Source organism: Halomonas qinghailakensis, assembly GCF_025820815.1.
Lineage (GTDB): Bacteria > Pseudomonadota > Gammaproteobacteria > Pseudomonadales > Halomonadaceae > Vreelandella > Vreelandella qaidamensis.
On sequence record NZ_CP096973.1, the window covers coordinates 918,967 to 938,941 of the forward strand.

At 54.5% G+C, this 19,975-nt stretch carries 21 protein-coding genes and 1 pseudogene; 3 read left to right on the top strand and 19 right to left on the bottom strand.

Annotation, left to right across the window (positions count from 1 at the left end; genetic code table 11):
* Positions 1–5: 5 nt before the first annotated feature.
* The 4 genes from M0220_RS04265 to M0220_RS04280 form a co-directional block, all read right to left on the bottom strand.
* Positions 6–254, bottom strand: coding sequence for a YkoF family thiamine/hydroxymethylpyrimidine-binding protein (locus M0220_RS04265; protein WP_030069625.1), 249 nt, complete (start codon positions 252–254; stop codon positions 6–8).
* Between the two features lie 18 nt (positions 255–272).
* Positions 273–1,094, bottom strand: coding sequence for an alpha/beta fold hydrolase (locus tag M0220_RS04270; RefSeq protein WP_264018780.1), 822 nt, complete (start codon positions 1,092–1,094; stop codon positions 273–275).
* A gap of 143 nt (positions 1,095–1,237) precedes the next feature.
* Entirely contained in the window at positions 1,238–2,284 is a 1,047-nt protein-coding gene (dinB, locus tag M0220_RS04275; RefSeq protein ID WP_264018781.1) for a DNA polymerase IV, read from the bottom strand.
* Between the two features lie 63 nt (positions 2,285–2,347).
* Positions 2,348–3,811 (bottom strand): protein adenylyltransferase SelO, encoded by a 1,464-nt coding sequence (locus M0220_RS04280; RefSeq protein WP_030069619.1) that lies wholly within the window; start codon positions 3,809–3,811, stop codon positions 2,348–2,350.
* A 70-nt stretch (positions 3,812–3,881) separates the two neighbouring features.
* Here M0220_RS04280 and M0220_RS04285 point away from each other — a divergent pair, with 70 nt between their 5' ends.
* Positions 3,882–4,523 carry a DNA-3-methyladenine glycosylase gene (locus M0220_RS04285; RefSeq protein WP_264018782.1) on the top strand — a complete coding sequence of 214 codons (642 nt, stop codon included), beginning with the start codon at positions 3,882–3,884 and terminating at the stop codon, positions 4,521–4,523.
* Here the strand turns inward: M0220_RS04285 and M0220_RS04290 are convergent.
* Positions 4,520–5,359, bottom strand: a complete 840-nt coding sequence (locus M0220_RS04290) for an NAD-dependent protein deacetylase (RefSeq protein WP_035536194.1) — start codon at positions 5,357–5,359, stop codon at positions 4,520–4,522. The genes M0220_RS04285 and M0220_RS04290 overlap by 4 nt on opposite strands.
* A 115-nt stretch (positions 5,360–5,474) precedes the next feature.
* Between M0220_RS04290 and M0220_RS04295 the strand changes: the two genes are divergently transcribed.
* Positions 5,475–6,647, top strand: coding sequence for a UbiH/UbiF/VisC/COQ6 family ubiquinone biosynthesis hydroxylase (locus tag M0220_RS04295; RefSeq protein WP_030069612.1), 1,173 nt, complete (start codon positions 5,475–5,477; stop codon positions 6,645–6,647).
* A 77-nt stretch (positions 6,648–6,724) separates the two neighbouring features.
* A complete protein-coding gene (locus tag M0220_RS04300) occupies positions 6,725–7,921 on the top strand; it encodes an E22 family MetX-like putative esterase (protein WP_030069610.1) in 1,197 nt (398 codons plus the stop codon).
* A gap of 183 nt (positions 7,922–8,104) precedes the next feature.
* On the opposite strand, the gene M0220_RS04305 is transcribed toward M0220_RS04300, so the two are convergent.
* The 14 genes and pseudogenes from M0220_RS04305 to M0220_RS04380 form a co-directional block, all read right to left on the bottom strand.
* A complete protein-coding gene (locus tag M0220_RS04305; RefSeq protein ID WP_030069608.1) occupies positions 8,105–8,758 on the bottom strand; it encodes a DsbA family oxidoreductase in 654 nt (217 codons plus the stop codon).
* A 111-nt stretch (positions 8,759–8,869) separates the two neighbouring features.
* Complete coding sequence (locus tag M0220_RS04310; RefSeq protein WP_264018783.1) at positions 8,870–9,832, bottom strand: ribonuclease Z; 963 nt, start codon at positions 9,830–9,832, stop codon at positions 8,870–8,872.
* A gap of 62 nt (positions 9,833–9,894) precedes the next feature.
* Positions 9,895–10,296, bottom strand: a complete 402-nt coding sequence (locus M0220_RS04315; protein ID WP_030069604.1) for a type II toxin-antitoxin system death-on-curing family toxin — start codon at positions 10,294–10,296, stop codon at positions 9,895–9,897.
* Between the two features lie 227 nt (positions 10,297–10,523).
* Positions 10,524–10,682: pseudogene (locus tag M0220_RS04325) on the bottom strand (MBL fold metallo-hydrolase); the annotation flags it as partial.
* 118 nt (positions 10,683–10,800) lie between these two features.
* Positions 10,801–11,094, bottom strand: coding sequence for a HigA family addiction module antitoxin (locus M0220_RS04330; RefSeq protein WP_030069600.1), 294 nt, complete (start codon positions 11,092–11,094; stop codon positions 10,801–10,803).
* Complete coding sequence (locus M0220_RS04335; RefSeq protein WP_030069598.1) at positions 11,094–11,372, bottom strand: type II toxin-antitoxin system RelE/ParE family toxin; 279 nt, start codon at positions 11,370–11,372, stop codon at positions 11,094–11,096. The genes M0220_RS04330 and M0220_RS04335 overlap by 1 nt, the downstream gene beginning before the upstream one ends.
* A gap of 198 nt (positions 11,373–11,570) precedes the next feature.
* Positions 11,571–11,834 (bottom strand): Txe/YoeB family addiction module toxin, encoded by a 264-nt coding sequence (locus M0220_RS04340; protein WP_030069596.1) that lies wholly within the window; start codon positions 11,832–11,834, stop codon positions 11,571–11,573.
* The gene (locus M0220_RS04345; RefSeq protein WP_030069594.1) at positions 11,827–12,081 is read right to left on the bottom strand and encodes a type II toxin-antitoxin system Phd/YefM family antitoxin; all 255 of its coding nucleotides are present in this window, start codon (positions 12,079–12,081) and stop codon (positions 11,827–11,829) included. Before M0220_RS04345 ends, M0220_RS04340 begins: the two co-directional genes overlap by 8 nt.
* 359 nt (positions 12,082–12,440) lie before the next feature.
* Positions 12,441–12,665: a Txe/YoeB family addiction module toxin gene (locus M0220_RS04350; RefSeq protein ID WP_264018784.1), complete on the bottom strand. Its 225-nt coding sequence runs from the start codon at positions 12,663–12,665 to the stop codon at positions 12,441–12,443.
* A gap of 383 nt (positions 12,666–13,048) precedes the next feature.
* Positions 13,049–13,432, bottom strand: a complete 384-nt coding sequence (locus M0220_RS04360; RefSeq protein ID WP_264018785.1) for a hypothetical protein — start codon at positions 13,430–13,432, stop codon at positions 13,049–13,051.
* 155 nt (positions 13,433–13,587) lie between these two features.
* Complete coding sequence (locus M0220_RS04365; protein WP_264018786.1) at positions 13,588–14,454, bottom strand: DUF7281 domain-containing protein; 867 nt, start codon at positions 14,452–14,454, stop codon at positions 13,588–13,590.
* Complete coding sequence (locus tag M0220_RS04370; protein ID WP_030069590.1) at positions 14,451–15,680, bottom strand: hypothetical protein; 1,230 nt, start codon at positions 15,678–15,680, stop codon at positions 14,451–14,453. The genes M0220_RS04365 and M0220_RS04370 overlap by 4 nt, the downstream gene beginning before the upstream one ends.
* Entirely contained in the window at positions 15,677–16,306 is a 630-nt protein-coding gene (locus M0220_RS04375) for a condensin complex protein MksE (protein WP_264018787.1), read from the bottom strand. The genes M0220_RS04370 and M0220_RS04375 overlap by 4 nt, the downstream gene beginning before the upstream one ends.
* On the bottom strand, positions 16,303–19,971 hold the full coding sequence (locus tag M0220_RS04380) for an ATP-binding protein (protein ID WP_264018788.1): 3,669 nt from the start codon (positions 19,969–19,971) through the stop codon (positions 16,303–16,305). Before M0220_RS04380 ends, M0220_RS04375 begins: the two co-directional genes overlap by 4 nt.
* Positions 19,972–19,975 lie beyond the last annotated feature (4 nt).

Here is a 19,975-nt window from a genome sequence, read left to right on the forward strand (position 1 = left end):
TCTACTTACCGAGGGCGTCGATCGCCTTCAAGGAAATTAGCTGTAAAAACCGCTTTTCCATGAGTCTCAAACGACCACTTCATCACATCGCTTAAAGCGGCCATCACCGCATCGAATTCCCCGAACACCTGGGTACTCATTCGATTAGGGTGAACTTCTAACCCTGTGGCTTCCAAACGTTTTACTACGTCTTTTACTACTGGCTTAAAATCATCGGCCAGCGGGTAATAGCTTAGCTGTACGGAAAGATACATTCTGCCTCCTTATGCGCTTTATGCGCGCTTACTGGCTCCCTGTGAAAAACGCTGCCACGCCGCTAATATGGCCGCCCGCGTTTCATCTGGATGCTCCATAGGGAACATATGGGTACCAGGAACCTCGCTGATAGCTAACCCACGACGCTGAAGCCGCTTAACCCGTGTGGGGGTGAGTAAGTGCGACTCTTGCCCTGCCACTAGCTGGATCGGCACACCGACTCGACGTGGCAACCCAGAAAGGTGATCCGGCAGATGGCGAAAAATCTCCACCTCAATACGCGGGTCAAAGGTTAGCTCAGCGCTACCATCGTCTAGCAAGCGCGTGCCTGCTTCAATGTAGTCGTTCAACGCCTCTGGGGTAAAGCGGCGAAATAATCCACGGCGGCGTAGCGAGTTAGCCATGGCTTCTCGGCTAGGCCACACGCTGCGCCGCCCCTGGGTTTTGCCAGCGGGCGTGATGCGGTCCATAAAACCGAATCGTTTCGCCGCTTTCATCACCCAGGCATCCGGCCCCAGCATCAACGGCGGGTCAAGCATAATCACACCACAAAAGCGTTCTGGCTGTTTATCTGCCGCCATCGCCATCAGCGTGCCGCCTAACGAGTGACCAACGCCCAATAGCGGCGCGTCTGTTTCAGGTAAATAGCTCAGCAGTTCATCAACTAAATTGCCCCAGTTATGGTTTACCGGATAATCCGGATGATGACCCAATCGATCCAGCGGATGAAGGTCAAACGACTCTGCCAGCGGTTCCAGCAGCGTACGATAGCTTAAGCCAGGAAAGCCATTCGCATGGGCGAACACTAAACGAGGGCGTTGGGTGGCATGGGCAGACATGGTTCGCTCGCAGGGTAAGAAGACAGGAAAGCAGCGTGGCAACAGCATCCACGCTAACTAGCTAGCAAGTAGATAAACTATCATACGTCTGTTTTAACTCGCCTTTAAATGAGCGTCAATCGACATAAGTATTAACAGGCTAATTAAAACAGTGAGAGTTGCTGAACGGTAACTTCTTCTGCCAAGCGATAGCCCACGCCTAAGAGCCGAACCGGCCTCTCCCCTCGTAACCAGCCAATAGTTAACAGGGATTCGAACTGATCTAGGCTGGGCGCTGGGTCGGCGTGTTCCACGGTGGTTTGGGTAAAGTCGTTGAATTTCACCTTTACCATTAGCCCGCGCACGGCGGGCGCTGGGTCTAGTCTGGCATAGCGCTGCTCTAAGTCACTGAGCAGGTCAGGCAACTGCTGGCGACAGGCTTCCAGCGTCGGCAAGTCTTGGGAGTAGGTTTGCTCAGTGCTGATCGATTTTCGCTCGCGATGGGTTTTCACTGGCCGCTCGTCGCGCCCATGGCTTAGCTCGAACAGCCGATGCCCGAAGCGGCCAAACTGTTCGACCAGCTCGGTAAGCGAGCGAGCCCGCAAATCCGCACAGGTTTGGATACCCAACCCCGCCAATTTTTCAGCGGTGCGCGGCCCTACTCCGTGGATTTTCTTGACTGGCAGTTGCTGCACAAAGCTATCAATGTCGTTTGGTGTGATCACAAACAGGCCGTCCGGCTTGCGCCAGTCGCTGGCAATTTTGGCAAGAAACTTATTGGGAGCAACCCCCGCTGACACGGTAATGCCTATTTCGCTTTTCACCCGCTGACGAATCGCTTCGGCCATGCGGGTGGCGCTACCGTTGCACAGAGTGACATTGGTCACGTCTAAAAAGGCTTCATCTAGCGAGAGCGGTTCAATCAGTTCGGTCACATCGCGATAGATCGCAAACACTTGGCGCGCCACCGCTTTGTATTTGGCCATATCGCCACGGATCACGATCAAATGCGGGCAGCGTTTGAGCGCCTGGGCCATAGGCATGGCCGAGTGAATGCCAAATTCGCGGGCGGGGTAGTTACAGGTGGCGACCACTCCGCGCTGCTCAACGCTGCCACCTATCGCAATAGGCACATCGTTAAGCACCGGGTTGTCACGCATTTCAACCGCTGCGTAGAAGCAGTCACAGTCGCAATGAATAATTTTGCGCACAGATTGCCCTTGCCTCCGCCCTTACCTGTAAATAATCACAGTTTACCACAGGAAAAGCCGCTACTAGGTGCCACAAAACGTTCTCAGTACTTGTTCGTTTTCTGTTGCAGGGGCTGCAAGGCGGCGTGCTTCTGCGGATTCATCAAAGGGCTGGGTGACCGCAGCAAGCAAGGTGTGAAACGGCGCAAAATCGCCCTCGTAAGCCGCATCGATAACTTCCTGAATGCGGTGGTTGCGGGGAATGACCACTGGATTAGCACGCCGCATGGCGTCTAAACGCTCGCTGCCTTGGCTGGCCAGCTGTGCGGCTTGCCACTGATCCAACCATGCCGCCAGTTCATTGGGCTGGGTGGTCAGCGCTAACAGTGCCTCTTTATGCAGCTCGCTTGAGGTGCTGGCGTAATGTGTCAGCGCATCAAAGGTGGCGGTCATATCCATCCGTCCCTGGTGCATCTGGCTCTTTAGCGCTTTCATCAGCGGATCTGCTTGATCGCTTTCTGGAGCAAGGCCGAGTTTATCTGCATGCAGACGGCACTGCTCCACATCAAACAGGTACTCAAAATGACGAATGGCGTCAGTGGCCTGCTCTACCACGGTATCGCCCTCTTCGCGCATCAGCGGCAGTAACGTTTCGGCAAAGCGGGCTAGGTTCCATTGGGCAATCGCGGGCTGGTTGTCGAAGGCATAGCGCTTGCCTTGGTCAATCGAGCTGAAGACCTTTTGCGGGTCAAACTGCTCCATAAAGGCACAGGGGCCGTAATCGATGGTTTCTCCGGCAATGCTGCAGTTATCGGTATTCATCACACCATGAATAAAGCCAAGGCTCATCCAACGCGCCACCAGCGCCGCTTGGCGAGCAACGACTGCCTCTAACAAGGCTAAATAAGGATCGTCTGCACTGGCGGCTTCAGGGTAGTGGCGAGCAATCACATGGTCGGCCAACGCCTTCAGGGCAGCTTCATCTCTGCGCACCGCAGCGAATTGGAAGGTGCCTACACGAAGATGGCTGCTGGCAACGCGGGTAAAGACCGCGCCAGGTTCAGGCAGTTGGCGCACCACTCGTTCGCCAGTCGAAACAGCGGCTAACGCACGGGTGGTGGGCACGCCCATTGCAGCCATAAATTCACTGACCAAATACTCACGTAATACCGGGCCTAACGGCGAACGACCATCACCACCGCGGGAAAAGGGCGTGCGGCCGCTGCCCTTGAGCTGAACATCGCGCCGTATGCCGTGCTGGTCGATGACTTCCCCTAACAACAGCGCGCGGCCATCACCTAGTTGCGGCACAAAGTTACCAAACTGGTGCCCAGCGTAACCTAGCGCCCGCGATTCTGCGCCTGGTGGCAGTTGGTTGCCACTAAACCATTGGGCAAGGGTGGCATCATCAGGCTTAACTTCCATTCCTAGCGTTTCTGCCAACCGCTGATTAAATACAATCAGCGTCGGCTGGTTCACTGGCGTTGGCTGACAGGCCATCCACAGTGGCTCGGGAAGCGTGGCAAACTGGTGTTCAAATGACAGCACGGGCGACTCCGCTTTTAAAAGAAAGGACTAACGAATACCCTAGCAGCTTACTCAAGTAATTGGCGATATCATGGCGCATACTGACCCATTAATTGACGTTAATCGACTCGCTAACACAGCGGCGTTACCTCCTCTTCCGCGCGACTTTTATCACCGCGACACCCTCGCCGTCGCTCGGGATCTATTGGGTTGCCGACTGGTTCGTTACTACGAAGGTGAGCTGATGATCGCGAAGATTGTCGAAACAGAGGCCTATCGGGGGTCTGAAGATTCGGCCTGCCATGCGCATCGGCGCAAAACGCCGAGAACGGAGGCCATGTTTGGGCCACCAGGGCACGCCTACGTGTATCTGGTGTATGGCATGCACTGGCTGCTGAACGTGGTGACACAGCCAGAAGGCAACCCGTGCGCGGTGCTTATTCGTGCGGTGGAGCCAGTGTCAGGCGAAGCGGCCATGCGCGCGCTACGTGATGTAAAGGGCCGCAATCTCACCAATGGCCCCGGTAAGCTAACCCGCGCGCTGCGTATTGATAAAACGCTATATGGTCATGATATGACCCAGCCGAACGCGCTATGGATAACAGCGGGCACTCCTCCCGATGCCGTTGCCTCTGGCCCTCGCGTGGGTATCGATTATGCCCAGCCCACCGACCGCGATGCCCCTTGGCGGCTGTGGAGTGAGGGCAATCCCTGGGTCTCGAAAACGCGTTAGTCACGCTTCAAACACGCCACCGCGTGCTCTAGCACTGGCGTTAACGGAGCGCGCCACTGATGGGTTAAGAGCGCATCGGCGCGAGTAACGCCCAACGACAGCGAGGCAACTGGCAAGCCCATGGCGTGGGCATCACGGCAGTAGCGGTAACCGGAATACACCATCAACGAGGTGCCCACAGCCAATACAGCATCGGCGTTTTGCAGCCCTGCTTGAGCAGCCAAGCGCCGCGCTGGCGGCACCACATCGCCGTAATAAACGACCTGGGGCTTTAAGATGCCTTGGCAACGTGGGCAGTCCAGCACCTTAAACGTCGAAAAATCGGTTTCTAAATCTGCATCGCCGTCGGGGGCATGGCGGGCATCTAACGCTGCAAAACGGGGATTCATGTTAGCCATTTCGCTGTGCATAGCATGGCGCATAAGTTGGTAACCGCAGGTCATGCACGCCACCATGTCTGCTCGCCCGTGCAAATCAATCACCTTGCTAGAACCTGCCCGCTGATGCAGACGGTCCACGTTCTGTGTCACCAGCAGTTCCACGTAGCCCATGGTTTCAAGCGCCGCTAGTGCACGATGCGCACCGCTCACCTGGGCTTCACGCATGGCCTTAAAACCAATAAGCGCCCGCGCCCAATAGCGCTGGCGCACCGCCAGTGAGGCCATAAAATCGCCATGCTGTACCGGCGGCGGTCGCTTCCACTGCCCGTCCGCATCACGGTAATCAGGAATGCCGCTGTCGGTGCTGACTCCTGCGCCAGTAATCACCCACAGTTTAGGATGGCGCTCAATAAAACTCGCCAGCGCTTCCCCTGCCTGCGCGATGCTATTTGTCATTTCCACGGCCTGCGTCAATGGATCACCCTATGCAACACTGCGACAAGTAAACGATACTGTATGACAATAAAGGGTCATGCAATATGCCCTCGTTATTCAACGTAAGGAGTGCCTCATGCAGTGGGATCACGAGATTATCATTGTCGGCGGTGGCATGGTGGGAGCTGCACTGGCGGCTCGGTTAGGCCATGCCGGTATATCGGTTGGCTTGGTAGAACGCGGCAGCGCCCCCACCCCGCCCAGCGGCGATTATGACCTGCGTATCTCCTCACTTAATGCCCGCTCGCTGTCGTTTGTAAAAGCAAGCGGCACCGAGCTACCGGAAGAGCGCTGCTGCCCATTTCGCCATATTGATGTCGCCAACCAGGATGGCTCCGGCCATTCGCTATTTTCTGCCCAGGACAGTGGCATGGATGACTTCGGTATTTTTATCGAAAACCGCACCCTGCAATATGCGTTATGGCAGCGCTTAGAGAATCTTCCCAGCGTGACCTGCTACACCCAGTGCGCGCCGCTGAGCACCATGGCCGCCAGCACCGGCCGCATGCTGGAGCTAGATAATGGCAAAACCTTAAGCGCCCGATTAATAGTGGGCGCTGATGGCGCGCATTCAACGCTACGAGAACTCGCCGGCATTAGCGTTAGCAGTTACGACTACCATCAGCGGGCGATGATTATTAACGTGGAGACCGAGCTGCCCCAGCAAGATATTAGTTGGCAGTGTTTCACCCCCACTGGCCCGATTGCCATGCTGCCCTTACCCGGCCAACGTGCATCGCTGGTGTGGTATGACAGCGACGAAGCCACCAAAGCCCGTGAACAGCTATCCAATGACGCTCTAAAAACGGCCATTGAAACCGCCTTTCCTAAGCGGCTTGGCAAGCTAACAAGAGTCGTGGCAAAAGCGAGCTTTCCCATTAGACGCCAGCACGCTAAACGCTATATCGGCAAGCGCTTAGCCTTGATTGGCGATGCCGCCCACGTGGTGCATCCGCTGGCAGGACAAGGGCTGAATATTGGCCTGCATGATGCCGACACACTGGCAGAGCTAATCATCAAAGGCCGCGACCCTGGTGACCACATTAGCCTGCATCGCTTCGAGTGCCAGCGCCGCTTAGCCAACCAAGCCATGATTGCTGCCACTGACAGCTTCCATCACTTGTTTACCGGCGCAAAACCGCTACGCCAGCTGGGTGATCTCAGCCTGCACCTTGCCGAACGCGTACCGCTCGCCAAACGTATGATGATGCAACAAGCTAACGGGCTAAACCCATTTAAAATGCGCTAAAGCCGTCTACGCTAAGAGGGTGGCAACGCAGCCGTTGCCAACAATAATCATAACAATCCCTCATTTAAGGAAGGCGTATGCCCCTCAAGCAACGACACTCTTTATTGACCGTGGTGACGTTCACTAGCCTCGGGTTACTTGCAGCATCACCGCTACTGGCCTGGGATGGCGTCGTCGAAAAACAAACCTTCGAGATGCAAGACTTCACCACTCAAGGCGGCGAAACAATTCCCGAGCTTGCGGTGGGTTGGGAAGCCTACGGTGAATTAAACGACGCCCGTGACAATGCCATTTTAATTACCCATTTTTTCTCTGGCACCAGCCACGCAGCAGGTCGTTATGACCCGGATGGCGAGCCAACCGGCTACTGGGATGCCATCATCGGCCCCGGCAAACCACTGGATACCGACGAGTACTACATTATTGCGTCCGATACGCTGGTGAACCTCAACGCCCACGACCCCAATGTCACCACCACTGGCCCCGCCTCTATTAATCCAGACACCGGCGAACCGTGGGGAATGGACTTTCCTGTGGTAACAATCCGTGACTTTGTCGAGGTACAGCGTGCGTTGTTAGAGAGCCAGGGCATTGAATCACTCCACGCGGTCATGGGTGCCTCGATGGGGGCGCTTCAAGCGTTTGAATGGGCCAGCGCGTACCCTGACAAAGTGGACAGGCTGATTCCTGTTATTGGCGGCGGCGTTGCCGACCCCTGGTTACTGGCAACGCTTAGCGCCTGGGCAGCGCCCATTCGCTTAGACGCCAACTGGAATGAAGGCAATTACTACGATGGCGAGCCACCCACCGATGGGCTAAAAGAAGCGCTCAAGCTCGTCACCCTCAATGCCAATCACTGGCAGTGGGCCAACGAAACCTTCAACCGCGACTGGGCTGACGAAGAGCGCGATCCTGCTCAAGATATCAACGCCCGCTACGCCATTGAACAAACGCTGGATGACGTCGCCGCCGCCCGCGCTGAACTTTCCGATGCCAACCACCTGCTCTACCTGGTCCGCGCCAACCAACTCTTTATGGCGGGCCACGGTGATTCACTAGAAGAAGGACTGGCCGCCATCGACGCCCCAACGCTGATGCTGTACAGCGAAAACGACCTCGTCTTCGCCCCCGAAGGCGTACGCCGCACTGCCGAGCTGATAGAAGCCGACGGCACCGAAGTAACGCTTAAAACCCTGGAAGGCAACCGCGGCCATTTAGATGGCGTCGTCGCCATCGACCAAGCCAGCAAAACGCTGCGAGAGTTTTTGAAATAGCTTTTAAAATAGCTTTTGAAATAGCGAGTAACGCGCGGGCTTATTGAGAGCCCGCGCTTAAGAAATAGCGTTTTGAAATCGTTTGACTAGCCACACGCCAGCGACAAAAATGCTGGGAAGCGAAGAGCATTCACCCAGCGTATGATGATGCACTACTAGAGTCGCCCCAGAGGCTGTAGGGCATTAACGGCTCGCGTTTTCCTCAGCCACCTGACGAAGCGCATCGACAAGCACATCGGCTGGCTGGGCGCCAGAAATCAGGTAGCGTCCATCGAGTATAAACCCCGGCACGGCAGTGACCCCTGCCTCCATGAATTTCTGCTCTGCCTCTCGAACGTCGTCCGCGTACTGATCAGACCGGGCGATGGCCTCGGCAACGTCACCATCAAGCCCAACTTCAATAGCCTTCTCTCGTAGCACCTCTGGATCCGAAGGACGCTTGGCATCACCAAAGTAGGCCTCAAATAATGCCAACTGCAGCGCCGTCTCTCGGTTCTGCGTTGCGGCCCATGCAAGCACACGATGGGCATCGAAGGTATTATTCGCCCGGCGCTCCAGTGCACCACGGAAATTCAGCCCAAGTTCTTCGGCCACGGCCATAATCTCCCGCTGGGACTGCTCCATGCTGGCCGCGTCCTTGCCATACTTGCGGCATAAGTGCTCTAGGATCGGCTCGCCCTCGGGCGGCATATCCCGGTTGAGCTCAAAGGGCTGCCAGAAGAGTTCTACATCGATCTCACCATCAAGTATCTCTAACGCTTGTTCGAAGCGCCGATAGCCGATCGCGCACCACGGGCATGCTACATCGGACACCAAATCGACTCTCAACTTCTGCATGAGGACTCTCCTTGCTGGGTTCGGTCATCGGGGCTCAAACAGCGCCGAGCACTGGCTTGTAACACGAAACCCCTAAACGTAACCAGCCCAGACGACCACGCGCAGAAAACACTACTCGCCCTTTATTTCAGAAAAGTGGCCCGTTTTTTCCAAGGTGTATTCGCTAAAATCCCGCGCCAAGAAAAGCGAGCCTGAATAGACGCTTTGTGCTTCTTTGCGGATGTCCTCGATAGACGGCGACGCACTGGGGTTAAGCTGATAACGAGGGCTGAAGTGCGTCAGCACCAAATTAGGTAGCTTTATCGATTCGGCAAAAGCAGCAACAAGTTTGGCGTAGCTATGTCCCACATCGCCAGCCTTCTCAGCCATCTCTTCGGTATAGGTGGCCTCATGCACCAACACCTGCGCCTCTGCACACGCCTCGTTCAATAAGTCAGGCTGGTCATTGTCTCCAGCGATCACTACTTTCCTGGGCTTATTCTTAAAAATTAAGTAATCATTGCTTTTTAACTGCTCACCTGCAAACTCACTATCAACCCCTTGCTTCAACTGCCCCCACAACGGCCCTCTTGGAATCCCCTTTTGCGCTAGCTTATCCACGTCCAGGGCAGCATCAACCTTTCGCTCCGTAAATGCATAGGCATAAGACGCCACCCGATGTGAAAGTCCGAAGGTCTCAACCGCGATGCTCTCAAACTCAACGCTTGGCAGATCGTCTGAGGCGATAAACTCCAGGGCGAAAGGTAAGCATAGCTGCGTCACCTCACAGGTTGCCTCAAACCACGTTTGGATACCTGCGGGCGCAACAATAGTCAGCGGCGCTTTCCGGCCACCCATGGCGGCACTCGCCAGAATGCCCGGCAGCCCATAGCAGTGGTCGCCGTGCACATGGGTAATCAAGATGGCTTTCAACGAATGGAACGACAGCTTGGTATGTAAGACCTGATGCTGAGTGCTCTCACCACAATCAACCAGATACCAGCCCTTCCCTTTGCTTTCACGCAAAGCGATCCCAGAGACGTTTCTTTGTTTAGTGGGCACACCGGCGGAGGTGCCGAGAAAGAGTAGGTTCATGTGTTGCTCAAACCGGTAGCGGTGATACAGGTCATCCACTTGCGGGTAAATGGGTGCCGTTATTATAGTTTATTATCTTGCTCTGCAGCATATTGAGCGTAGAGTAAATCAGCAAAATCGGACTCATCAATGGCACCGATCACCAGGTCTTTGACTGCGTCAGCAAATAACTCATTATCAGCGGTAAGTTCGAAATCATTAAGAGACAAATATTCCAGGCCAACTGCCAAACCAGTTCGCTTGTTTGCATCTGGTAAAGAGTGGGAAAGAGCAATGGATGCTACATATTTTGCCGCAATCTCGAAAACGTCATCCAAGCCAGAGTATGCAATAGCATTGTCTACTCTACCTAACGCGCCTTGAAGCTTATTTATATCGGCAGCCCCTTTCATACCTGGCTCATGCTCAAGGATGAAGATATTTATCTCCAGAACACGCTCGAAAGGAAAGAAAATAAGGTTCATCACATATCAGCTAGCTTTTTGAAAGTTCGCTTATGCGTTCTGAGAACCAGCTTGGTTTCAGACTTAACAATTTGCTGGCCAGACTCACCGGAGAGATCAAGTTTCTTGCTGGCCACAATTTTAGGACGTTTAACAGCCTTAACGCCGTACGCTTCTATCTTTGTGTTCATGAGCACCTCCGAGCAATTGGGTAAGATTATACACCTGAGCCAGCATAAAAAAAGTTAATGAAACGACAGCTTGGTGTGCAACACCTGATGCTGGGTGCCCTCACCGCAATCGATCAGATACCAACCTTTCCCTTTGCTCTCGCGCAAGGCGATGCCGGAGACGTTGCGTTGCTTGGTGAGCACGCCTGCGGAGGTGCCGAGGAAAAGTAGGTTCATATCGCGTCCGTGCTTTCTCTATTAGAAACCTGAACCTAGTCTGGCGGCATACAGATTTCCAATAAGTTTGGTTGCTCAGCTTTTTACAACAGGATGCCAACGACAACAGTAGCAATCGTTAAGCGGCCTCAAAATCCAATGGCTGCAGGTCGTCCAAATTAATTGTGCTGCGAGCCATCCATAGGTCATACATATCCTGCATTAATAGCCAGCTCTCTGGGGTACGTCCGAGAACCTTCGACAAGCGCAAAGACATTTCAGGGCTAATGCCACTATCCCCTTTGAGCAACCGTGACAAGGTGGATGGTGAAACACCCAAGTTGGAAGCAAGCTGACGGGAGCTAATACCAAAAGGCTCTAGGTAAACTTCCCGAATAAATTCGCCAGGATGCGGCGGATTATGCATCGTCATTAGTGATAATCCTCATAATCAAGAATGTACGCATTACCATCTCGAAATTCGAACGTCATGCGCCAATTTCCGTTGACCCAAATTGACCACCGCGCTTTGTCTCTCCCCTTCAACGGGTGGAGCCTAAAACCGGGGATATCCATATCTTCTACTGACACGGCCGTGTCCAGAGCAGCAAGCTGCATACGCAATTTCTTGGCATGATCCGCTTGTATACCAGCGGTGCTGCCACTAGCGTAGAACCGCTTGAGTCCCTTGTGGCGGAATGATTTAATCATCAGTACATCATAGCGCGTTGCGCATCACGCAACAAGCAGATCTATATTATTTGAGTTACCCGAGCCTGAGCCAACAACTTACCCTTTCGGGATTTGGAGTAGCGCTAACGCTTTACTCACCGGAAAATGATGGGCGCCAGCGAGTTATTTTTCCGGTGCAGTAACTAACTTGTTAGCTGCCCTGTGGAAGGGCCGAAACTAATAGTGATAACGACACGAAATGATCGTAATCGCATTATCATCAACTGCGTAGACTAATCGATTCGTATCATCTATACGTCGCGACCAAAAACCAGCTAAGTTTTCCTTTAACGGCTCTGGTTTACCAATACCTTCAAAGGGTGAGCGTCTAGCGTCGTTTATAAGCTTGTTTATTCGTTTCAGCGTTTTTTTGTCCTGGGTTTGCCAATACAGGTAATCGCTCCAGGATTCGTCAGTCCATGACAGTAAACGACTACTCATCCATTAAGTCTCTATGGGTTACCTTACCTGCTTTGAACTGTTCAATTGAGCGATTCAAATGCTCAGCATTCGCCGGTGAGCGCAGTAAGTGCACCGTTTCCATCAGACTGTTGTAGTAGTCTAGCGACATAACAACAGCATCTTCCGAATCACGGCGAGTAATCACCGCTGTATCCGCGTCATTAACAACGGAATCTAATACTGCTTTCAAACTATTTCTTGCCTCTGTAAAAGATACAATTTTCATAGAGCCTCCACTTGTACGCTTTACAGGACAAGTATAGCCTTAGACCTTAACATGTACAATATGATGAACATGTCAGTTGTAGCAGCTAGCACAGAGCACACCGATGGTTTTTACGCAGCAAAGCAGATACAAAGGCACCCAAGTGCCGCGCCTAGTTTAATGACTACCATTCACCATTAAGACCATGCCATACACGGAGAACAATGATGGCAGTGGCATGAACTGAATGGGGGTAGAGAAAAAACTTAACGCGAACCTCTGCGGCAATTTTGGAGGCGCGCAGCGGTGAAAAATAGTCCAGCAAAGCGGCTGACTATGCATTATTCGTAGTGGCTCAAGAGCCTGAGAACCTTCACCAATCACTCGCCCTCAAGCACTTGGTAGACCAGACGATGCTGAATATTGATGCGGCGTGAATGGGCACCCGCAAGATCCCCAATGAGCTTCTCAAACGGAGGCGGCTTTCGGTATGGATCTTCCGCTATCAGCGCTAACAGTTCCTGGGCTTTTGGTTTAAGGCCGCTGAAAGCCAACTTCTTTGCATCTTTCTGGGCTTGCTTGGTGTAAACCAACGTCCATGTCACCAGTCCAGCTCCTCATCGCATTCGCCCACAGAAGTGTCCATCCCCTCGCGAATAGACTCCCGCATACCGGGCACAGAGAGCAGATACAGCGTTTCCTAAATGGCCGACCAATCTTCCTCAGACACCAAGACCGCTTTGTTTCGCTTACCCGTGATAACAATCGGTTGATGAGACTCAGCAGTTTAATCAATCAACCGATATAGCTTGCTGCGCGCCTCAGTTGCGGTGATTGCGGTCATAATGCACCTTTTGCAAGTTCAAGTGACTACAAAGAGTAAATCCTTTGATACGTACGTCAAGACGAACGCTTTGCATAATACCAGCCACCACCGGCCACAAAACGAGAGCGAAGCAGAGGTACTCGCATCCGGTACATGGCCTTGTTATGCGATTTTTTTTGCGATTATTGTTACGCCCTCTGTATAACTATAGCCATAACCATAGCCGAAACCGCCGCCCCCGTGATTCACTCCCCCTTTATGCAACTCCCAGTTGTAGTTATATGCACCAGACGTGAGAGGAGTTACTGACACCACCTCATAACCTTCTTCATTTAATTGACTAACCGCATTACTAATGTCTAACGATAACCGCTCGCCATCTACCCATCTGTCTGAATATCCGGTTTGTTGCCAATCAGTTACCGTCTGTGTGACCTCTTTTTCACCACCAAAGAAGCCCTTTTTCTTTTCACCGGTGGGGACTTTTTTTGTGATTTTTTTTCTTATTGGTTTGAAAAAAGCAGGGACATATACGACTTTGTTCAATTTATTCTCCTTTTAGGCATAACGCCCTTTAATAATCGATGCGTACATAGGCCGTATCCGGCGACATTTATTTAACTGTTAGGATGGAATGGTTACTCAAATAAAGTCCTGTTATCTGCAAAAGGTTCGAGTTCCGTGACGAGGTACGGCAGTTTTTAACTGAGCGATACACACACCAACTCCCCTCCAAACCACTGCTGTTTTAGCCCGCGCTGTTTTTCCAACAGGGCTAAGTACGGGCGTAGTGGGTGGTGGTCAGGCAACGTGAGATGCAGCTGGCGTAGGCGGCGTTGGAAAGGCAGCTGTTCAGCGGGTTGGTGCAGTGGCGTGACGTTTTGGGCGAGCCATTCGATACCAGGTAGTAGTAAATGCGTCGCGTCGCTGTCTAGGGCTAGGGTCACGCCTTTGGCGTCGAAGTCGCCCGCGTAGAGGTGTGGCCGATTGGTTTTGCGCCATGCTTTTTTCAGTTCGGCAAAGCCGCCGCCGTAGTGGCTGTCGCCCCGGTAAACCACCAGCGGGTTAGCGTAACCACTCAGCGCTGCTATCTCAGGTGAAAACACGTAGAAGCTATCCAAGTTTTCCACTTGAACAAGCGCCCCAAACACCGCCAGCTTCAAGCCGCTTACATCAACATCGCGTATGCTGCGCGGCTCTGGCGCCAGCCACGCCAAGGGTTGTGGCGGCAAGTTGATCAGCACGCGTTTTGCGCGTGGGCCTTCGCGGCGGCTTTTATCCTCCTCAACGCCTTCTGCTGCTTGGGCGGCACTACTTAAGCCACTTAACGAGCGCCCTAGCGGTGCCAAACGGTCACTTTCCAGCATGCTATTGATTTGCGCCAATAGGGTGGCGTCAAAGCGCAGCGTTTGATTGGAAATTCGTTTGGTCAGATCTATATCTTGTTGGCGGCACCATGCCACCACATCTTCCACCCACTGGCGGCGCTGCTTTTCAACCCAGGGCTTGCGGTTAAGTTCTTGGGCAACACCGTTAAGCCCGGCACGGGCGCGGCCTGATAACGTCATATCGCCACCGCCAGTGCGACGTCATGAATCAGGCGCAGATCGTTAAATGGGCTGGCCGGTGATTCGTCTTGGTGTAGGCGAAACGCCTGCTGCTCGCTACGTGGCAAGCCCTGGTATTCGGAGATCACCTGAAACAGCCAAATTTCATCCGGCCAGTCGAGGTGACTGTCGTACAGATAAGCGAGGGCGCTAATCGGCTCGGCGGGGGGCTGATCTAACACCGCGAGGTAAAAGCGTTCCACATCTTGTTTAAGCGCCTGCTGGCGAGCAGCGGCAAGGTCATCTTCCGGCGTGAGCGCAGCCACTGCCGACTCGACGGTGTGCGTAGCATGGCGCGGGGTTGGCAATTCATGCAGCAGTTCTGCCAACACGCGGCTTTCTAGCGCCCGGTCTAGTGCTGGCGCAGCGGCGGCATGTAACGGCGCAGCGTGGTTGAATAACGCAGGTACGTCGCTGCGTTTCGCGTAATTACTCGGCACAAAGCCTGGATGTTCGCGCATAAACGCGACCATGCCGCTGATCAGGCGGCTGCGTGCCTGCTGTTTGCGAAAGCGTGCCATTAGCTCAATTAACCGCCGCTGCACTTCCCGCAGGCTGGTGTAATGATGGCTTAAACGCTGCTGTAGCTGGCTGATCAGTAGCTTGCGCAGGCTGCCATCGCTGCCTACTAACGCAATCAGCTCGTCGAAATCGATCAGTGCCAGGCCATCCAGCAACCTAACAATCTGCTTCTGGGCACGGTCGTTTTCGCGGATCTTATCGCTCAACTGGCTAACAAAGCCGAAATCGCTGTTGAGTCGCTGCCAAAGGCTATCAATGGCATCGGCAAAGCGCCCGTTCAGATCGTCGACTTCCTGGCGCAGGCGTAGCAGCTGCTGCTCCTGTCGCCAATGCTCACCTTGGCTGCGGGCTTCACGGTAGCTGTGCACCAACGAGCGCACTAGCTCAAGAGTTTCCGCGACATCGGCATTTACATGGCGGCGGGTTTCGTCGGCGAGCATTTCAGCGATCAGGTCGCGCACCTTGGGAGAGAGCTTTACCCCGCTCTGCTCATCTGGCCGCCATAACACCCGAGCGGCCAACAGCTTGCGCAGCGCACTGTCGTTGAGGCCGTCTAACGGTACGTCATCGCGGGTGTAGCCCTGCATCAGCCGTTCGGCATGCTTGCCCAACAGCGCCAGCCGTTCAGCGCCGGTTTTTAGCAGGCGGCTTTCCAGTTCGCTCACAGCAGCGCCTCCTGGGCTCCCTCTTCTCGCTCCGCGTCAATGGGCAAGTTTTCCTCATCGCGGATAAAGCGCACCACCTCGATCAGGTAATCAATTTTACCGGTGACCACAAACACCTGACGCTCTGTGTGGGGCTGAAGCAAGTAGCCATGCTCTTTCAAGCGCTTAAATAGCTGCTTTACCTGGGCATCCAGCTGGTCGCTCTGGGAGCCAAAGAAGCTGTCTGTGGCCAGCCGTTCCAGGCGCTCGCGCAGGCTTTGGTTATCTTCGCACTTAGCACTGAACTCAGCGGGCTTGAGCACATCGCCAGGGGCCGCCAAGGTGTCGCGGCCTAGCGCCTCTTGAACCAGCTGCAGCCATTCCAACAATGGCAACAGGCTGTTGACCGTGTCACTCAGCTGGCGCGATAGCTGCTCCCGAGCGGTTTCATTAAGCTGTCGCCAGGCTAAAAAGTAGACACTGCCTTCATCATTGCTCGCCAGCCTGCGGTTGAGCGGGCGCAGGTAGTCATCAATCGCATCGCGGGTCTCTTCATTTGTCAGGTGGCGGAAGGCGTTGTCATCACTGACGGCGCAGACAAACTCGCCAGCCAGCAAGCGTTCCAGTAGCGGGCCGTGTTCGATCATGCGGTCACCTCTTGCTGACGCTCCTTGATCCGCTGCGCAAGCGGGCTAAGGCGCGGCTCAATACGTTTTAGCAGGCGCTGGTTGGGCTGGTTAGGGTCCCGCTCAATCAGGTAGCGATTAGCGAACAACAGCAGCACATCCGACTCTGGGTTGGGGAAAGCACCGACAATATGGATGCGGTTGCTGTCACAGGCGTCAAATAACTTTTCGACATTGTGATAAGCCAGCGTGCCAATTTCATCAATCGGCCAATGGATAGCAATTTGCGCATCCCCCCGCAGCAGCCGCGTAAACGCCAGCAGAAACTTACACAAAATCAGGTAAGCCATGCCATGGCTGGAAGACTCCAACAGCTGGCGGTCGTTTTTGATCACCAGATCAGTGCCACCTTCGTTGAGGTGCAGTTCAAGCCGCAGCAAACTTTCGAAGCTGTACTGTTGGTCACTGCGCAGTAGGTCAACCACATCGGCCAGTGCATTAAGGTAATCGTCGCTGGGCAGCTCCTGGCCGGATTCCCGCCATGCTTTGTAGCGCTGGGCGAACAGCTTTAAAGGCTCCCAAAAGCCCAGCTCATCAATCGTCGATTGAATGCGCACTTCTGCTTTGCTGATGCCTTCTAGGCGAAGGTCATCCGCCACTTCGTCGGAAAGCCGACGGCTTTGAGCGCTGATTCGGCGGTTTAAGTCGCGGAAGACAATAAAGAATTTATCCAGGTCATCGCTTAGGTTGCGCCCTTCCTGAATCAGTTGCTGCTGTTGATCTTCTAACAGTTTTAGCATGTCGCGCAGCAGCGGTAACACCAGTCGTGGGCTGTCGTTTGGCAGTTTCTCGCGTTCGCTTTGCAGTGCATCGGCAAAGCCGCTGCTGGCATCTTTAATCAGTTGGCTTTCTACCTCCAGGCAGCCTCGACGAAGCTGCTCAAGCTGCTGATGGCGACTGGTTAGCGCTTGGCGCGCACGCTCAATGCGCTCCTCCATGTCACCTACGACATCCGCTAAGGGCGCACCCTCTGAAGACACGATGTCCAAACTTTCCAACTGGGTCAGCAGCGGTTTAAGGGCTTCTACGCTGCTGTGGGCATTTGCGCGCTGAATTTTTAGCTCATTAACTGCCGTTTGATGCGCGTCGCGTGCGGCATGGAAGTCATTTTTAAGGCGCGCTTTTTCACGTTTCAACTGCTGGTCAAGCTGAACAAGCTCCGCTTCCTGTGCCACCAACTGGGGCTTGTGCTGGCCCCACTCTACACGCATAAAGCGTTGGTACTCGGTGAGTTCTTCCTGGCGAGCGGCGATCTTACGAATGCGTTCGTCCTGGTTCGCCAGGCGCTCTTTAGTCTCTTTTAGCTTGGCGGGGTCTACGCCCTGGTCGGCCAGCTCCTGGCTAAAGGCTTCTTCCAGTTCCGCGCGTTGGCGCTGATGTTCCGCGTTGGCATCGTTGAGCTGCTGCTTGTACTGGCGTAGCTGCGCCTCCAGGCTATCCAGCTGGTGTTGCGCGTCGGCTTTTAACTCCAGCAGCTGGCTCTGATGGGTTTCGGCAAGCTCGGCAAGCGACTGGCGTTTCTCTTCGCGCAGTCCAGCCTGGGCCTGCTCCTGGCGAGCCAACGCCGCCTGGTGCTCCGCCCGGCGTGCCTGCTGGCACTGGGTATGACGCGCTTGCTGCTGACGGCGAGCCTCCAGGGCATACTCCACTTCCTGTTCGGCCCGTTGATAGACCAACCGCGCCTGATCTTGCGCCTCATCCGCCTGCTGAACCCGTTCGTTGTGCTGCTTTAGGGCTTTTTCGGCAGCGGTACACTCCGTTTGGGCGCGCTTTTTGACGCTATCTGCCTCTTCAATCGCCGCCAGCAAACTGGCTTCGTCTTGGGCGTAATCCGGCAGTGCAATGGCACTTAGGTCCAGCGCTAGCCCGAACAGGTCGTCGCTGGCGCTTTCAGCAAGCTGCGGGGCGAGGTCTCGGCGTTCAAGCAGTTCTGGCGCAATAACCTTGCCAAGCTGCTGTTCCCAGCCAGGGCGGTGGTAACGCAAGAAATGGCGCAGGCTGCCCTGCTCGGGGTCACGCTGTTGATAGAGTGCATAGCAGTGTTGTTCGGCCCGCTCGCGCTGCTGACGACACTGCACCAGCTGCTGCTCGGCGGTATCGCGTTCACGTTTGTGGCTTTCAAGCTCGCGGCGCAATGCTTCCAACGTGGCGGCGGCGACGCTGCGTTCCTGCTGTGTTTGGTCTAAACGCGCTTGGGCAAGCTCGGCTTCTTGAACTTCTTCAGCAGTTTGGGTGGGCATCGCCAGCTGCGCTTTTAATTCGGCTAGCTGCTCAACACCCAGTTCTAACTGCGCTTGATACTCACCTTCTAGCCGTTGGCGCTCTTGCTGATAGCGCTCGCTATGCTGCTGTTCGGCTTGCCATTGCTGCTCTCGGCGCTGGGCTTTTTCCTCGACCAGGGCATCTATCAATTCCTGGTTTTCTTGGGTTTGACGGGCAAGTATTTCGGAAAGCTCGCGTAACCGGCCATCTAAGCGCGCCTGGCTCTCTTTTACCGCCTCTTGCATGACGTGCAGATGCTTCTGAAGCTGATCACGCTGTTCACGCCACTGGGGCAAGGCGTTGATGTCTCGCTCCAGGCCAGTCATGTCAGCATCGGCGTAGTGCTCAAACTGGGTTTGCAGATCATTCAGGCGGCGCTGAGTATGCTGCAAGTCGCTTGTGACTTCACTGTGGCGGTCGTTCAGCTCATCGCGCTGCTGAGTATAGGCATGTTCACACTGTTGGAACTCTCGCTGGTGGCGGTTTAACTCACCATCCAGGTCCGCAATGCGCTGTTCTGCCTGCTGATGATCGGCGCTTAGCTGGGGCTTCAACTGCCAAAGCGTGGTCTCTAGCTGGGCCAGTTCGCGGTCGATGCCGCCAAGTTTGGTCAACGCGGCCTGCAGTGGCTCCAGCCGCATGGACTGGCGCATCTGGGCAATCCACTCCCGCGCTTTGGCACTGCGAATACGGGTGACCGGCAGCTCGACGCCATCCTCTTCGAAAATTGCCGCCAGCATGGTTTTGAGGGTATCCATCTTGCCCTCTTTCGCATGCACCGCAGAGACCAGCTTTTCGATATGACGGATACGCCGTTCAGGGTTAACTAGGCTAAATTGCGCTGCGATTTGGCGCAGTTTTAGGCCGTCGCGACTATTACCGTGAAGCTGGGTGAAGTCGTTTTGGATCACCGAGCGAAACTCGGAGGTAGCCCCCAGCTTGGAAGAGACAGGAATCCCGCTGCTGCGCAATCCGCTAGACCACTGCGGGTACTCCAGCGCCAAGGGGCCTTTTTCAGTGTCGATCAGATAGTCTTCTGGCCGATAAGGGGCACCGACAAAACGGTACTCCACGCCACCTTCTTGCTTGCGCGTCAGCACTACTTGGCAAACATTGCCTGCTTCGCGGCGGTATTCGTAAACGAGATAGCTTTGACGAGTGGGCAAATAGAAGGCATCAAACTTCATGCGGGTTTTCGGCACCACCTTGTTGGGCAGCTCGCCGTAAAACACCGGCACTAACCGCTGAAGCGTGGTTTTGCCTGACGCGTTGGTGCCACAGATATTGGTGTGGCCATCCACATTGAGTTCAACCACTCCCGACAAGTGGCCGTGAATCATAACGATGCGTAGCAAATGCGCCATGCCG

Excerpts from the sequence above, each read along its gene's own strand:
- M0220_RS04265 (WP_030069625.1), bottom strand. The coding sequence starts at position 254 with ATGTATCTTTCCGTACAGCTAAGCTATTACCCGCTGGCCGATGATTTT.
- M0220_RS04270 (WP_264018780.1), bottom strand. The coding sequence starts at position 1,094 with ATGTCTGCCCATGCCACCCAACGCCCTCGTTTAGTGTTCGCCCATGCG.
- M0220_RS04285 (WP_264018782.1), top strand. The coding sequence starts at position 3,882 with ATGGCGCATACTGACCCATTAATTGACGTTAATCGACTCGCTAACACA.
- M0220_RS04290 (WP_035536194.1), bottom strand. The coding sequence starts at position 5,359 with ATGACAAATAGCATCGCGCAGGCAGGGGAAGCGCTGGCGAGTTTTATT.
- M0220_RS04295 (WP_030069612.1), top strand. The coding sequence starts at position 5,475 with ATGCAGTGGGATCACGAGATTATCATTGTCGGCGGTGGCATGGTGGGA.
- M0220_RS04300 (WP_030069610.1), top strand. The coding sequence starts at position 6,725 with ATGCCCCTCAAGCAACGACACTCTTTATTGACCGTGGTGACGTTCACT.
- M0220_RS04305 (WP_030069608.1), bottom strand. The coding sequence starts at position 8,758 with ATGCAGAAGTTGAGAGTCGATTTGGTGTCCGATGTAGCATGCCCGTGG.
- M0220_RS04310 (WP_264018783.1), bottom strand. The coding sequence starts at position 9,832 with ATGAACCTACTCTTTCTCGGCACCTCCGCCGGTGTGCCCACTAAACAA.
- M0220_RS04315 (WP_030069604.1), bottom strand. The coding sequence starts at position 10,296 with ATGAACCTTATTTTCTTTCCTTTCGAGCGTGTTCTGGAGATAAATATC.
- M0220_RS04330 (WP_030069600.1), bottom strand. The coding sequence starts at position 11,094 with ATGACGATGCATAATCCGCCGCATCCTGGCGAATTTATTCGGGAAGTT.
- M0220_RS04335 (WP_030069598.1), bottom strand. The coding sequence starts at position 11,372 with ATGATTAAATCATTCCGCCACAAGGGACTCAAGCGGTTCTACGCTAGT.
- M0220_RS04340 (WP_030069596.1), bottom strand. The coding sequence starts at position 11,834 with ATGAGTAGTCGTTTACTGTCATGGACTGACGAATCCTGGAGCGATTAC.
- M0220_RS04345 (WP_030069594.1), bottom strand. The coding sequence starts at position 12,081 with ATGAAAATTGTATCTTTTACAGAGGCAAGAAATAGTTTGAAAGCAGTA.
- M0220_RS04365 (WP_264018786.1), bottom strand. The coding sequence starts at position 14,454 with ATGACGTTATCAGGCCGCGCCCGTGCCGGGCTTAACGGTGTTGCCCAA.
- M0220_RS04375 (WP_264018787.1), bottom strand. The coding sequence starts at position 16,306 with ATGATCGAACACGGCCCGCTACTGGAACGCTTGCTGGCTGGCGAGTTT.
- M0220_RS04380 (WP_264018788.1), bottom strand. The coding sequence starts at position 19,971 with ATGGCGCATTTGCTACGCATCGTTATGATTCACGGCCACTTGTCGGGA.